This window comes from Enterobacter sp. J49 (assembly GCF_002148625.1).
Taxonomy (GTDB): domain Bacteria; phylum Pseudomonadota; class Gammaproteobacteria; order Enterobacterales; family Enterobacteriaceae; genus Enterobacter; species Enterobacter ludwigii.
This window is the reverse complement of record NZ_MWPY01000028.1, coordinates 285,304-300,288: the sequence shown is the minus strand read 5'-3', so window position 1 is coordinate 300,288 and position 14,985 is coordinate 285,304. Positions and strand designations below refer to the sequence as shown.

General features: G+C 55.2%; 13 protein-coding genes. 8 read left to right on the top strand and 5 right to left on the bottom strand.

Features of this window, described 5'->3' with window-relative positions; translation table 11 throughout:
- The first annotated feature begins 19 nt into the window (after positions 1–19).
- The 4 genes from map to BJP35_RS08670 all read left to right on the top strand — a co-directional run bounded on the left by map (position 20) and on the right by BJP35_RS08670 (position 4,908).
- Positions 20–814: a type I methionyl aminopeptidase gene (map, locus tag BJP35_RS08685; protein WP_020882616.1), complete on the top strand. Its 795-nt coding sequence runs from the start codon at positions 20–22 to the stop codon at positions 812–814.
- A 63-nt stretch (positions 815–877) separates the two neighbouring features.
- Positions 878–3,553 (top strand): bifunctional uridylyltransferase/uridylyl-removing protein GlnD, encoded by a 2,676-nt coding sequence (gene glnD / locus BJP35_RS08680; RefSeq protein ID WP_047743456.1) that lies wholly within the window; start codon positions 878–880, stop codon positions 3,551–3,553.
- Between the two features lie 32 nt (positions 3,554–3,585).
- Positions 3,586–4,410 carry a 2,3,4,5-tetrahydropyridine-2,6-dicarboxylate N-succinyltransferase gene (dapD, locus tag BJP35_RS08675; protein ID WP_020882614.1) on the top strand — a complete coding sequence of 275 codons (825 nt, stop codon included), beginning with the start codon at positions 3,586–3,588 and terminating at the stop codon, positions 4,408–4,410.
- A gap of 111 nt (positions 4,411–4,521) precedes the next feature.
- The gene (locus tag BJP35_RS08670; RefSeq protein ID WP_014168696.1) at positions 4,522–4,908 is read left to right on the top strand and encodes a DUF3461 family protein; all 387 of its coding nucleotides are present in this window, start codon (positions 4,522–4,524) and stop codon (positions 4,906–4,908) included.
- 90 nt (positions 4,909–4,998) lie between these two features.
- Here the strand turns inward: BJP35_RS08670 and cdaR are convergent, their stop codons facing one another.
- From cdaR to dgt, 3 genes are all read right to left on the bottom strand, one after another.
- Positions 4,999–6,156, bottom strand: a complete 1,158-nt coding sequence (gene cdaR / locus BJP35_RS08665) for a DNA-binding transcriptional regulator CdaR (protein WP_020882613.1) — start codon at positions 6,154–6,156, stop codon at positions 4,999–5,001.
- Positions 6,157–6,310: 154 nt separating this feature from the next.
- Entirely contained in the window at positions 6,311–7,747 is a 1,437-nt protein-coding gene (gene degP, locus BJP35_RS08660; RefSeq protein ID WP_032679638.1) for a serine endoprotease DegP, read from the bottom strand.
- Between the two features lie 131 nt (positions 7,748–7,878).
- On the bottom strand, positions 7,879–9,393 hold the full coding sequence (gene dgt, locus BJP35_RS08655) for a dGTPase (protein WP_032679637.1): 1,515 nt from the start codon (positions 9,391–9,393) through the stop codon (positions 7,879–7,881).
- 82 nt (positions 9,394–9,475) lie between these two features.
- Here dgt and mtnN point away from each other — a divergent pair, with 82 nt between their 5' ends.
- From mtnN to BJP35_RS08640, 3 genes are read left to right on the top strand one after another with little or no spacing between them, the layout of a single operon-like run.
- Positions 9,476–10,174 carry a 5'-methylthioadenosine/S-adenosylhomocysteine nucleosidase gene (mtnN, locus tag BJP35_RS08650; RefSeq protein WP_014168692.1) on the top strand — a complete coding sequence of 233 codons (699 nt, stop codon included), beginning with the start codon at positions 9,476–9,478 and terminating at the stop codon, positions 10,172–10,174.
- Entirely contained in the window at positions 10,167–10,967 is an 801-nt protein-coding gene (gene btuF, locus BJP35_RS08645) for a vitamin B12 ABC transporter substrate-binding protein BtuF (RefSeq protein WP_032681632.1), read from the top strand. The genes mtnN and btuF overlap by 8 nt, the downstream gene beginning before the upstream one ends.
- 27 nt (positions 10,968–10,994) lie before the next feature.
- Positions 10,995–11,618, top strand: coding sequence for a TRIC cation channel family protein (locus BJP35_RS08640; RefSeq protein WP_014168690.1), 624 nt, complete (start codon positions 10,995–10,997; stop codon positions 11,616–11,618).
- Between the two features lie 56 nt (positions 11,619–11,674).
- Here the strand turns inward: BJP35_RS08640 and erpA are convergent, their stop codons facing one another.
- Both erpA and clcA read right to left on the bottom strand, forming a co-directional pair.
- Positions 11,675–12,019 carry an iron-sulfur cluster insertion protein ErpA gene (gene erpA / locus BJP35_RS08635; protein WP_013095643.1) on the bottom strand — a complete coding sequence of 115 codons (345 nt, stop codon included), beginning with the start codon at positions 12,017–12,019 and terminating at the stop codon, positions 11,675–11,677.
- A gap of 85 nt (positions 12,020–12,104) precedes the next feature.
- A complete protein-coding gene (clcA, locus tag BJP35_RS08630) occupies positions 12,105–13,505 on the bottom strand; it encodes a H(+)/Cl(-) exchange transporter ClcA (protein WP_025205197.1) in 1,401 nt (466 codons plus the stop codon).
- Between the two features lie 177 nt (positions 13,506–13,682).
- Here clcA and hemL point away from each other — a divergent pair, with 177 nt between their 5' ends.
- The gene (hemL, locus tag BJP35_RS08625) at positions 13,683–14,963 is read left to right on the top strand and encodes a glutamate-1-semialdehyde 2,1-aminomutase (protein WP_040018655.1); all 1,281 of its coding nucleotides are present in this window, start codon (positions 13,683–13,685) and stop codon (positions 14,961–14,963) included.
- Positions 14,964–14,985 lie beyond the last annotated feature (22 nt).

The window sequence follows — 14,985 nt, the reverse complement described above, 5'->3', positions numbered from 1 at the left end:
ACACTGATGGACAGATTACATGGCTATCTCTATTAAGACACCTGAAGAAATTGCAAAGATGCGCGTCGCCGGTCGTCTGGCCGCAGACGTGCTGGAAATGATCGAGCCGTACGTGAAGCCGGGCGTGAGCACGGGTGAACTGGACCGCATTTGTAACGACTATATCGTCAATGAGCAGCACGCGGTCTCCGCCTGCCTTGGCTACCATGGTTTCCCGAAATCCGTCTGCATTTCGATTAACGAAGTGGTTTGTCACGGTATTCCGGACAACGAAAAACTGCTCAAAGATGGCGACATCGTCAACATCGACGTGACGGTCATTAAAGATGACTACCATGGTGACACCTCTAAGATGTTCATCGTGGGCAAGCCGACGATTCTGGGCGAGCGTCTGTGCAAAGTGACGCAAGAAAGCCTCTACCTGGCGCTGAAAATGGTTAAACCCGGCATTCGCCTGCGCACCATTGGGGCCGCTATCCAGAAATTCGTTGAAGCGGAAGGTTTCTCAGTTGTGCGTGAATACTGCGGCCACGGCATTGGCCGTGTCTTCCACGAAGAGCCACAGGTTCTGCACTATGATGCGGATGACGGCGGCGTAGTACTGCAAAAAGGCATGACGTTCACCATCGAGCCGATGGTCAACGCCGGTGATTACCGCATCCGCACCATGAAAGATGGCTGGACGGTGAAAACCAAAGACAGAAGCTTGTCTGCACAGTACGAGCATACTATTGTGGTAACAGACAACGGCTGCGAAATTATGACGTTGCGCAAGGATGACACCATCCCGGCGATACTCACGCACGATGAATGATAAAAAAGCCGGCAGATGCCGGCTTTTTTAATGGCTATAGCTTTTTCTTATGGGTGGCGCACGATGAGTAATCTTTTACCCGAACAGTATGCTAACACAGCACTTCCCACCCTACCCGACCAGCCCGATAACCCGGGCGTCTGGCCCCAGCAGGATCTCACCTGCGCCGGTATCAAGGCGCATATGGATGTCTTCCAGCGCTGGCTCGGAAGCGCATTTGATGCCGGTATCTCCGCGGAGCAGCTCATTGAAGCTCGCACCGAGTTTATCGACCAGCTCCTGCAGCGTCTGTGGATTGATTACGGGTTTGGGCAGATCAGTGACGTGGCACTGGTCGCCGTCGGGGGCTATGGCCGCGGTGAGCTTCATCCGCTTTCCGATATCGACTTACTGATTTTAAGCCGCAAAAAACTGCCGGATGAACAGGCGCAGAAAATTGGTGAACTGCTGACGCTGCTGTGGGATGTAAAGCTTGAAGTGGGCCACAGCGTGCGCACGCTGGAAGAGTGCCTGCTCGAAGGATTATCTGACCTGACCGTCGCCACCAACCTGATTGAAACCCGCCTGTTGATTGGCGACGTTGCGTTGTTCCTGGAGCTGCAAAAACACATTTTCAGCGACGGCTTCTGGCCTTCAGAAAAATTCTTCGCCGCGAAGGTCGAGGAGCAGAATCAGCGTCACCAGCGCTACCACGGCACCAGCTATAACCTGGAGCCGGATATAAAAAGCAGTCCGGGCGGACTGCGCGACATTCACACGCTGCAGTGGGTGGCCCGCCGCCACTTTGGCGCCACCTCAATGGACGAGATGGTTGGCTTCGGCTTTTTAACCGAGGCTGAGCGAAACGAGCTGAATGAGTGTCTACACCTGCTCTGGCGGATCCGTTTTGCCCTGCATCTCGAGCTTAGCCGCTACGATAACCGTCTGCTGTTTGACCGTCAGCTCAGCGTGGCGCAGCGCCTCAACTACCGCGGTGAAGGTAACGAGCCGGTTGAGCACATGATGAAGGATTTCTTCCGCGTTACCCGTCGCGTCACTGAACTGAACCAGATGCTGCTGCAGCTGTTCGACGAAGCGATCCTGGCCCTGACGGAGGACGAAAAACCGCGGCCGATCGATGATGAATTCCAGCTGCGCGGCACGCTTATCGATCTGCGCGACGAAACGCTGTTTATCCGTGAGCCGGAAGCGATCCTGCGGATGTTCTACACCATGGTTCGCAACAGCACGATTACCGGGATCTACTCCACAACGCTGCGTCATCTGCGCCATGCGCGCCGTCATCTGACGCAGCCACTGTGCTATATCCCGGAAGCCCGATCCCTTTTTCTCAGTATGTTGCGCCATCCGGGTGCCGTCAGCCGAGGGCTTCTGCCGATGCATCGCCACAGCGTGCTGTGGGCCTATATGCCACAGTGGTCACATATCGTCGGGCAGATGCAGTTCGATCTGTTCCACGCCTATACGGTGGATGAACACACGATCCGCGTCATGCTCAAGCTGGAGAGCTTTGCCAGAGAAGAGACACGCTCACGTCACCCACTGTGCGTCGAACTGTGGCCACGTCTTACCCACCCGGAACTGATCCTGATTGCCGCCCTGTTCCACGACATCGCCAAAGGTCGCGGCGGTGACCACTCGGTGCTCGGCGCGCAGGACGTGCTGAAATTTGCCGAACTGCATGGACTGAACTCTCGTGAGACGCAACTGGTTGCCTGGCTGGTACGCCACCACCTGCTGATGTCCGTCACCGCGCAGCGTCGTGACATTCAGGATCCGGAGGTCATCAAGCAGTTTGCAGAAGAGGTTCAGACGGAAAACCGCCTGCGCTATCTGGTCTGCCTGACGGTAGCCGATATTTGTGCCACCAACGAAACGCTGTGGAACAGCTGGAAGCAAAGCCTGTTGCGCGAGTTGTACTTTGCCACCGAAAAACAGCTGCGCCGCGGGATGCAAAACACCCCGGACATGCGCGAGCGTGTACGCCATCATCAGCTGCAGGCGCTGGCGCTGTTGCGGATGGATAACATTGATGAAGAGGCGCTGCATCAGATTTGGGCGCGCTGTCGTGCCAACTATTTTGTCCGCCACAGCCCAAACCAGCTTGCCTGGCATGCGCGACATCTGCTTCAGCATGATTTGTCGCAGCCGATGATCCTCCTCAGTCCGCAGGCCACGCGTGGCGGTACAGAGATCTTTATCTGGAGCCCCGATCGGCCTTATCTGTTTGCTGCGGTTTGTGCCGAACTGGACAGGCGTAACCTGAGCGTTCACGACGCGCAGATTTTCACCACCCGGGACGGCATGGCGATGGACACCTTTATTGTACTGGAGCCAGACGGAAGCCCGCTGTCGTCGGACCGCCATGAAGGGATACGTTTTGGCCTGGAACAGGCGATCACCCAGCGCAGCTGGCAGCCACCGCAGCCGCGTCGTCAGCCGTCGAAATTACGCCACTTTACCGTCGATACCGAGGTCAATTTCCTGCCGACCCACACCGATCGTAAATCGTTCCTGGAGCTGATCGCGCTCGACCAGCCAGGGCTGCTCGCCCGCGTCGGCCAGGTTTTTGCCGATCTGGGAATTTCGCTTCACGGCGCCAGAATTACAACCATTGGCGAACGAGTAGAAGATTTATTTATAATCGCCACCGCCGACCGACGTGCCCTTAATAATGACCTGCAACTTGAAGTGCAACAACGGTTGACAGCAGCCCTCAATCCAAACGATAAAGGGTGACGTGTTTTTTAGTGAAATGGAAAGAGTAAACAATGCAGCAGTTACAGAACGTTATTGAGTCCGCTTTTGAGCGTCGCGCCGAGATTACTCCGGCAAATGTGGATACCGTTACCCGTGAAGCGGTTAATCAGGTTATTTCTCTGCTCGATTCCGGCGCGCTACGTGTAGCAGAAAAAATCGACGGTCAGTGGGTAACTCATCAATGGCTGAAGAAAGCCGTGCTGCTCTCTTTCCGTATCAATGATAACCAGGTTATCGACGGAGCAGAAAGCCGCTACTTCGATAAAGTCCCTATGAAATTCGCTGACTACGACGAAGCTCGCTTCCAGAAAGAAGGCTTCCGCGTAGTACCGCCAGCGGCCGTACGTCAGGGTGCGTTCATCGCGCGTAACACCGTGCTGATGCCCTCCTACGTTAACATCGGTGCTTACGTAGACGAAGGCTCCATGGTGGATACCTGGGCAACCGTCGGCTCCTGCGCGCAGATCGGTAAAAACGTTCACCTGTCCGGCGGCGTGGGTATCGGTGGTGTACTGGAGCCACTGCAGGCTAACCCAACCATCATCGAAGATAACTGCTTCATCGGCGCGCGCTCTGAAGTGGTGGAAGGCGTGATCGTTGAGGAAGGCTCCGTTATCTCGATGGGCGTTTACATCGGTCAGAGTACCCGTATTTACGATCGTGAGACCGGTGAAATTCACTACGGTCGCGTGCCGGCCGGTTCCGTTGTGGTCTCCGGCAACCTGCCGTCAAAAGATGGCAAGTACAGCCTGTACTGTGCGGTTATCGTGAAGAAAGTTGATGCGAAAACCCGCGGTAAGGTGGGCATCAATGAGTTGCTGCGCACCATCGATTAATCGGATATAACAAAAAGCGGGGGCCACCCCGCTTTTTTCATATCTGAGGGTGGCGAAAATAGATTTTTTCGTTAATTATTCAAAGGTTATGTTGAGATCAAGGGTACCGCTATGTACGATAATCTGAAAAGTCTGGGCATTACCAATCCTGATGAAATTGATCGTTACAGCCTTCGCCAGGAAGCTAATAACGACATTCTGAAAATCTATTTTCACAAGGACAAAGGAGAGTTTTTCGCCAAGAGCGTGAAGTTTAAATATCCACGCCAGCGTAAGACCGTCGTCGCTGACGGTGTAGGACAGGGATACAAAGAAGTTCAGGAAATCAGCCCTAATCTGCGCTATGTGATCGATGAACTCGATCAGATCTGTCAGCGCGACCGCACTGAAGTCGATCTCAAACGTAAGATCCTCGACGATCTGCGTCACCTTGAAAGCGTTGTCACCAACAAGATTAGCGAAATCGAAGCGGATCTTGAAAAGCTTACCCGGAAATAAACGCAAAACGGCAATCTTTGATTGCCGTTTTAGTGTTTGCGCCCTCTCCCGTGGAAAGGGATGGCGTAAGGGCATCAGGCCGTATTCCACTCATCTCTGCTCATCGAGCTGTAACGCTACATAAAGCAGCAGCCTGTCGTCAAAGCTCCCCAGATCCAGCCCTGTCAGCTCCGAAATCCGGTTCAGTCGATATTCCAGCGTATTGCGATGTATAAACAACGCTTTCGACGTTGCCAGCGGCTGTACGTTATGACGGAACCACGCCTGCAGCGTCCGACGCAGCAGACCGTTGTTGTCCATCGCCTTGAGGCGCGCTAACGGACGTGCCAGCTCATTGGCCTGCCAGCCACCGCGCAGGCTGTCGAGCAGCACCGGCAGCATCAGATCCTGGTAGAAATAACTGCGGCTTTCCGGCATCCGCTGCTTACCCACCATCATGGTGGTGCGGGCAGTACGCCAGGAGCGGGCAATACTGCCCGGACCGGTGAAGTAATTGCCCAGCGCGACGCGAAAACGAAGCTGTCCATTCTCCTTCATGCGGGCAATCAACTGCTCCACGCGACGACGATGATCTTCTGCATCCCAGCGCCCGAACGCGTTCAGCGCGGGCTTGAGCACCACCATTTCCGTCAGAGAGACAATCGCCACCAGGTTATCGCGTTCCGGCGTCGCCAGCGCATTTTGCAGCTGCTGCAGCTCAGCCATCGCACTGTCAACGCCAAGCTGGCCGCTGTCCACCTCAATTACCGCCACGACGCGCGGCTGATTCAGATCGATTCCCAGGCGCTGCGCCCATTCATTGAGTGCAGGGGTATGCTCATCCGCCTGAATCAGATTCATCACCAGCTCTTCACGCAGACGGCTGTCCTGGGCGAGCAGATGCATCAGGCGCGACTGCTCAAGCATCATCTCCGCCGTCATACAGACCAGTTCGCCATATTTTCGCAGCGACTCCGGCTCGCCGGTCAGGCCGATAACGCCAACAATTTCCCCCTCAAGACGCAGCGGTAAATTGATGCCCTGACGGACACCGTGCAGGTGTTTCGCCACCGCATCGTCGATGTCCACCACCCGCCCCTGGGAGAGCACCAGCAGCGCCCCTTCGTGCAATTCCCCAATACGCTCACGATCGCCACTGCCAATAATGCGCCCACGGGCATCCATTACGTTGATATTGGTATCAATGATGCGCATGGTGCGTGCCACAATATCCTGCGCCATTTTGGTATCGAGATGCCAGCCAGCCATGTAACCCTCCTGTGAGCAGAGCTCAAGCATAGGGAAGTTCAGCTACCGCTGCATTGTGCGAATGCACAAAGTGAAAGGGAGAAGTATGGAGTTGTGGAAAAGGTCACAGAAAGGTGAAAAGCCCCTGCTCATCTGAAACAGGGGCCTGAGAGGATTACTGCATCAGCAGGTAAATTGAGGTATCACCACGCTGAATATTCAACGCCAGCACGGAAGGTTTGCTGTCCAGAATTTTGCGCAGTTCAGCAATGTTTTTCACTGGCTGCTGGTTCGCACCCATGATCACATCACCTTTTTTCAGGCCAATGCGCGCAGCCGGGCTGTTCGCTTTAACGTTGTTTACCACAACGCCTTTGTCCTGACCTTTATTGCTCATCTCGGCGCCTTCAATGCCGCTGAAGATGGTGCTGGAATCAACCTGATTCTGGCTGCTCTGCTGCAGTTCCAGGCTCACGTTAACCGGTTTACCGTCACGCAGCAGGCCGAGGGTGACTTTGCTGCCAATCGGCATGGAGCCCACTTCAGCACGCAGCGCGGCAAAGCTGCTGATCGGTTTCCCGTTCAGGGAGGTGATGACATCACCCGCTTTAATGCCCGCTTTCGCCGCGGAGGAGTTCGGCATCACCTGGCTGACAAATGCGCCGCGCTGGGCGTCAACTTTCATCGCCTTAGCCAGTTCGGAATTCAGTTCGGTACCCAGAATCCCCAGTTCACCGCGTTTCACCTGGCCATACTGCACCATCTGCGCGGTCAGGTTTTTCACCATGTTACTTGGGATAGCAAAGCCGATCCCGATATTGCCGCCGTCTGGTGCAAGGATCGCGGTGTTGATACCAATCAGCTCACCGTTCAGGTTCACCAGCGCGCCGCCGGAGTTACCCCGGTTGATGGCGGCATCCGTCTGGATGAAGTTTTCATAGTTTTCAGCGTTGAGGCCGCTACGACCCAGCGCGGAAACAATCCCCGAGGTTACGGTTTCACCCAGACCGAACGGGTTACCGATAGCGACGGTATAATCACCGACACGCAGCGCATCGGAGTCGGCAATTTTAATCGCCGTCAGGTTTTTCGGATCCTGAATCTGGATCAGCGCGATATCGGAGCGCGGGTCTTTCCCGACCACTTTGGCATCAAATTTACGCCCGTCGCTCAGCTGAACCTTAATGCTGTTGGCGTTATCAACAACGTGGTTGTTGGTCACGACGTAGCCTTTCGCCGCATCGATAATCACACCCGAGCCAAGCGCCATGAATTTCTGCTGCTGGCCACCCCCCTGGGTGTCATCCCCTGCACCACCGCCCTGACAGAACGGGGAGCTCTGGAATGGCGAACCGTCCTGGCAGAAAGGTGAGTTATCACCAAAAAACTGCTGGAAGTTACGCGGCATACGCGGCGTATTGACGGTTGTGCTGCCCTCAACGTTAATACTCACCACCGATGGCATCACTTTTTCGAGCATCGGTGCCAGGCTTGGCATCTGTTGCGCGGTCGCTGCCGACGATGCGGTCTCAGCTGCAGTAGCAGTCAGAGGAGACAGCGCTAAACCTAAACTCAGAGCCAGTGCACTCATTGCTAATGTGGTTTTTTTCATGTGTCTTAATCTCGATTTACAGATAACGCAAAATTGCTGTGTAACTCAGATTCATTTTATACCGCTTAGTTCCGGCCATAAGTTTATGGAAAAGGTAAAAATTTATTGGCCGTCTTTACAAAACTCCGTGCTTATTCCACCGCCATGAGCTTGCGGTATTCATCCCAGGCATACAAATCTGTCATCCCGCTGATATAGTCCTGGATAAGACGGCAGCGATAATAATATTCCAGCACCGGCCACTGGGGCGACTGCCGATCCAGCTTGCCGATGGCTTCGACATAAGCCAGACGGTGGCGGGTTGAAAGTTTCTGATAAAGCCGGGATTCAATCGGTATTCGCCGCACGCGCTCTTTTTCCACCAGCTCGCTGAACTCGTCGACGGATAATTGCAGCAGAGGCCGATAGATTTCGAGTAACCCACTGATAACCCTGTATCCCTGCAGCTCAAGTTGTTCGACATCCGGATGGCTGAAAACATGACGCACGGCCACATTTTTATAGAGCTCAAGAAGCTGGCTAAAGCTGCTGTCATCTTCCAGCAACGCATGGTTGAATTCGCCGCTATAAATTAACGGCAGGTTGTCAATAAAGCGCGAGGCGGCATACGGCACCAGTTTATTTAATGTATTGACCCGTAAATACATAAAGAACTGATCTTCCGTGCTGCGGCTTAATGTATTTGAACGCGATTTCTCCCAGGCATTTTCGACAACCTGAGCAAACAGCGAGCCTTTTTCATGCGTTCCCCAGGCCTCATAAAGATGCTGATAAAGTTCTTCGACGCTGAATATTCTTTTCTCAACGGCGTCTTCCAGGTCGGCAACACAATATGAAATGTCGTCGGCAGCTTCCATAATCCAGGTTAAGGGGAAGCGGCCGTTTGGTGTCAGAGAAAGTTCTTTACGCAGGCGCTCAATATAGGCTTCTTCGGAAAGATAATAGCCCGGCTTTTTCATCAAATAACTGTGCGACGCGGGCGTCTCGCCCATCCACCATGCCGGTCGCGTATATTTCAGGATGCACCCCACCTGTGCCCAGGTCAGGTTCATACGCATCAGGGAGTGGACCAGCCGGATCCCCTGCGCATTGCCTTCGAAGTGACAGAGGTCGTGACGGACTTTACGCCGCAGGTCGTTCAGCGCGTCTTCACCTTCGCGCAGGCGTAAATCCCGCACCAGGCAGCGATCATCGCTCAGAGGCTGGCTTACCGCATCAGCAGGATAAAGCCGCTGTTTAAACCAGTCATTTATGGCGGCTTCGCCAAAATGACCAAAGGGCGGGTTACCGATGTCATGCATCAGGCAGGCCATCTCAACGATGCTCTCAAACGGCCCGGTCAGCTCATTCAGCCCATAGGTTTCGAGAAGCTGCTGCTCTTTGAGACGGCTTAAAATCTCTTTGGCAATGTAGCGGCCAACCTGCTGAACTTCCATAGAATGCGTTAAGCGCGTGCGCACCGCAGCGTTACGTTCAAGCGGAAACACCTGGGTTTTTTGCTGTAACCGACGGATTGCCGGCGAGTTTATGATCCGCCCACGATCGCTTTCGAAGATACGCAGGATCTCATGCTCGCTCTTGTCGCCCTGCGGCGAACGGAAACGTCGGTGCCAGTTAATTTTGGTGCGAAAATCGATTGGTGACATGTGCTCCCCCGCGTGAGAATGCGTTTCCTCTTAACCGCATGATAGACTATGCATCTTAACAAGGCACATCGCGAGTAAATCTATGAAAATCGGCATTATTGGTGCAATGGAAGAAGAAGTTACGCTGCTGCGTGACAAAATTGAGAACCGTCAGACTCTCTCCCTCGGTGGCTGTGAGATCTATACCGGCCAGTTGAATGGCGTTGACGTCGCTCTGCTGAAATCAGGCATCGGTAAGGTTGCTGCTGCGCTGGGCGCGACCCTGCTGCTCGAACGCTGCAAGCCGGACGTTATCATTAACACCGGTTCTGCAGGCGGCCTGGCGTCGACGCTGAAAGTCGGTGATATCGTTGTTTCCGATGAAGCGCGTTACCACGATGCTGACGTTACCGCATTCGGCTACGAATACGGTCAGCTTCCGGGTTGCCCGGCCGGGTTTAAAGCCGATGACAAACTGATTGCGGCGGCTGAAAGCTGCATTGCTGAGCTGAACCTCAACGCGGTACGCGGCCTGATCGTCAGCGGTGATGCGTTCATCAATGGCTCCGTCGGCCTGGCGAAAATTCGTCATAACTTCCCTCAGGCCGTTGCCGTTGAGATGGAAGCGACCGCCATTGCTCACGTTTGCCATAACTTCAACGTTCCGTTCGTGGTGGTTCGCGCCATCTCCGACGTGGCTGACCAGCAGTCTCATATCAGCTTCGACGAGTTCCTGACCGTTGCGGCAAAACAGTCCACCGTGATGGTGGAGCGGCTGGTGCAGAAACTGGCTCGTGGGTAACCCATACATCAGGGCGCTGGTCGCCCTGCTTTTTCTCGCACCGGCATGGCTATTTGCCGCGCCACGTGTGATTACGCTCTCTCCGGCAAACACCGAACTGGCCTTTGCCGCCGGGATCACGCCTGTCGGCGTGAGCAGCTTTTCGGATTACCCTCCGCAAGCGGCCCATATTGAACAGGTGGCAACCTGGCAAGGGATGAACATTGAGCGCATCGTGGCGCTTAAACCCGATCTCGTGCTTGCCTGGCGCGGCGGTAACGCCGAGCGGCAGGTCAACCAGCTCTCCTCGCTTGGGATCAAGGTGATGTGGATTGATGCGGTGAGCATTGAGCAGGTCGCTCAGGCACTGCGTTCTCTGGCCCCCTACAGCCCTACCCCAGCAAAAGCCGAGAATGCCGCGAAACAGATGCTCAGCGACTCTGCCGCGCTGAAATCCCGCTACGATACCCCCGTCAAAAAACGCATCTTCCTGCAGTTTGGCAGCCAGCCGCTGTTCACCACCGGGAAAGGATCCATTCAGAATCAGGTGCTGGAAATCTGCGGCGGTGAAAACATCTTTGCAGCCAGCCGGGTGCCGTGGCCTCAGGTCAGCCGGGAACAGGTGCTCGCACGCCAGCCACAGGCCATCGTGGTGGTCGGAAATGCGAGCGAGATTCCTAAAATTGAACAATTCTGGCAACGTCAGCTAAAAATACCGGTGATCCCCCTCACCAGTGACTGGTTTGAACGCGCCAGCCCGCGTATTATCCTCGCCGCAAAACAGCTCTGTGCCGCGCTGGCAGAGAGTCACTAACAACATACCCCGCTCGAGGATTTAACGATGCTCGTTTATTGGCTGGATATTCTTGGCACAGCCGTTTTTGCTATCTCCGGCGTTTTACTCGCTGGAAAACTGCGCATGGATCCGTTTGGCGTGCTGGTGCTGGGCGTGGTCACCGCCGTGGGTGGCGGGACGATACGTGATATGGCCCTGGCGAATGGCCCGGTATTTTGGGTAAAAGATCCAACCGATCTGGTGGTGGCGATGGTCACCTGTCTGTTGACCATCGTGTTGGTTCGCCAGCCCCGCCGGTTACCGAAATGGATACTCCCGGTACTGGATGCCGTCGGTCTGGCCGTCTTTGTGGGCATCGGGGTCAATAAAGCCTTCAATGCGGGAACGGGCCCGATGGTGGCCATCTGCATGGGCGTGTTAACCGGGGTCGGCGGCGGGATTATTCGCGACATTCTGGCGCGTGAAGTTCCCATGATCCTGCGTACCGAAATCTATGCCACGGCGTGTATTATTGGTGGGATTGTTCACGCGACGGCGTATTACACCTTTGCGATGCCGCTAGAAAATGCAGCCATGCTGGGTATGGTGGTCACGCTGGGGATACGGTTAGCGGCGATACGCTGGCATCTGAAGCTGCCGACATTTGCGCTGGATGATAATGCACGATAAGCGTTGTTTATAAGCCCGGTGGCGCTACGCTTACCGGGCTTACGACTGCATCCCTGTCAGATGCTGAACGAAGAGCCACATCCACAGGTACTTGTCGCGTTCGGGTTAGTCACAACGAAGCGCGAACCTTCCAGGCCTTCAGTGTAATCCACCGAACCACCCACCAGGTACTGCAGGCTCATCGGGTCAACCACCAGCGCAACGCCCTGCTTCTCGATAGTCATATCGCCGTCGTTGACCTGATCGTCAAAGGTAAAACCATACTGGAAGCCGCTGCAGCCGCCACCGGTAATATAGACACGCAGTTTCAGATCCGGATTGTCCTCGTCGGCAATCAGGGTTTTCACTTTGTTGGCTGCTGCTTCGGTAAATTCCAGCGGCAACGCTACGTCATCACTCATCTTATGCTCCCATGAATACTGCTACTGCTATTGGGTAAAATTCACCCAATTCTTTATGTCATTATCTAATACCCTGGTAATTCATTCAAGTATTCTGCGTCGGGGCCCGCTCGGCCTCTTGTTTTGCCAGGGTACGGGCAAGAATGGTGGAGTATAGCGGTTTTCCACCCAGGAATTGGGCTAATAGTGTCGCGCCGAGACAGGTAATGATCATTGGCAAAATGAGCTGGTAATTATCCGTCATCTCCAGAACCAGCACGATGCCGGTCAACGGCGCGCGCAGGGACGCCGCCAGTAGCGCGCCCATTCCGGCAATAGCAAAGGTCCCGGCGTCCAGATGATAGGCCGGGAATCCGGCAGCAGCGACCATGCCAAACGCGGTTCCCAGAAGCGTACCCAGCGCCAGCATCGGGGCAAAAATACCGCCAGGCGCACCGGAGGAGAAGCACAATACGGTGGTAATCACCCGCGAAATAAACATGAACAGCAACAGACCAATGCTGAAATTACCCGCCGCGGCAATCGGTATCAGCCCGAAGCCACCGCCTGCGGCATTGGGCTCAATGAAGCCGAGCACGCCGCAGGCGCCGCCCAGCAGTCCGCCGATCAATACCCAGCGGGTGGTATTCCCACCGTGAATGCGCTGGAACATATCCTGGGCGCGTAAGATAAGCGTGTTAAACAGCGGGCCAACCACGCCAAAAATCATGCCGAGGATCAGGTACAGCCACAGCGTATTCACCGGCGCATTGGTCAGTTTCCCCACCTCAATCACCGCCCCTTCGCCATTAAAAATGCGAAAGACAATGCTCGACATAATGACGCCGGTGAATACCGCTTTTATCGAGATCAGGTTGTAGCGAAACTGTGCCCGCATCTCTTCAATAATGAACAGGATCCCCGCCAGCGGTGCGTTGAACGCCGCCGAAAGGCCGGCCGCCGCCCCCGTTGCCAGTAGCGTATGTCGCGCCTCCGCGCTGCGCATGCGAAACAGATCGCCGACCATGCGCCCAACGTTTCCGCCCAGCTGCACCGTTGGCCCTTCGCGCCCGAGCACCATGCCTGCCCCGAGCGTTCCCATGCCACCGATAAATTTTACCGGGATGACGCGCCACCAGCGAACCGGCCTCAGCTCTTCCAGCGCGCCTTCTATTTCAGGGATCCCGGAACCGCCCGCTTCCGGCGCAAATTTACGGACCAGGAAATAGCCCACCATGGCAAACAGCGCAGATAAGCCAAAGGCCCACACCCATACCCATCCACCGCTATAGGCAAAACCCGCCACGGTTCCAATTCGCCAGTTCATTATCGCGTTAACCGCTTTTTCGAAGGCGATACCCACCAGCCCGGCAACTGCGCCGACCACGGCAGCAGCCAGCAGGATAGCCAGCGGCGTTTTATCACGATTAAGCAAGCGCCGGATGCTGATACGGTGCTGCGCACGTCTGAACTGCTGTTCAGTATAAGAATGAGTGTCTGCTTTCATTACCGTTTCTTTTCGTCATACAAATAACCGCAGGGATTTTACCAGAGTGCGTAATATCATCCCGTGAAAAATACTTAACAATTGTTTGGGCATGAAAGGGGGCAAAAATTTCATTACCTTCCGAGGATCACTTAGAATAGTGTGCTTAATCATTTTATACGAACCAGGAACGACGCCATGAGCAAGTCTGAAAACCTCTACAGTGCAGCCCGCGAGCTTATCCCAGGTGGCGTGAATTCGCCTGTTCGCGCCTTTACCGGCGTAGGCGGTACGCCGCTGTTTATCGAACGTGCTGACGGCGCGTATCTGTATGATGTCGATGGCAAAGCCTATATCGATTATGTCGGCTCCTGGGGTCCGATGGTGCTGGGTCACAACCATCCTGCTATCCGCAATGCGGTGATCGAAGCCGCCCAGCGCGGCCTGAGCTTCGGCGCGCCAACCGAGATGGAAGTGAAAATGGCGGAACTGGTCACCGAACTGGTCCCGACAATGGACATGGTGCGTATGGTGAACTCCGGTACCGAGGCCACCATGAGCGCGATCCGCCTGGCACGTGGCTTTACCGGCCGCGACAAGATCATCAAATTTGAAGGCTGCTACCACGGTCATGCGGACTGCCTGCTGGTAAAAGCCGGCTCCGGCGCGCTGACCCTCGGTCAGCCGAACTCACCGGGCGTACCGGCTGACTTTGCGAAGCATACCCTGACCTGCACCTATAACGATCTGAACACCGTTCGGGCAGCCTTCGAGCAGTATCCGCAGGAGATTGCCTGCATCATCGTTGAACCTGTCGCAGGCAACATGAACTGCATTCCTCCGCAGCCGGAGTTCCTGCCGGGTCTGCGCGCCCTGTGCGATGAGTTTGGCGCTCTGCTGATCATCGACGAAGTGATGACCGGCTTCCGCGTCGCGCTGGCGGGGGCACAGTCTTACTACGGCGTAGAGCCGGACCTGACGTGCCTTGGCAAAATCATCGGCGGCGGCATGCCTGTCGGTGCATTCGGGGGACGTAAAGAGGTGATGGAAGCGCTGGCGCCGACTGGCCCGGTCTACCAGGCGGGTACCCTTTCCGGCAACCCGATTGCGATGGCCGCAGGTTTCGCCTGTCTGACCGAAGTCGCGCAGCCGGGTATTCACGAAACCCTGACCGATCTGACATCTCAACTGGCCAACGGCCTGCTGGAGGCCGCGCAAGAAACCGGTATTCCTCTGGTGGTAAACCACGTTGGTGGGATGTTCGGGATTTTCTTCACCGATGCGAAAACCGTGACCTGCTATCAGGATGTGGTGAAGTGTGACGTTGAACGCTTCAAGCGCTTCTTCCATCTGATGCTGGAAGAAGGCGTCTACCTGGCACCATCCGCGTTTGAAGCAGGCTTTATGTCCGTCGCGCACAGCGAAGACGATATCAATAAGACTATCGATGCTGCGCGCAGGGTCTTTGCGAAGTTGTAAGACAGAAACGATCTGCTGCCCT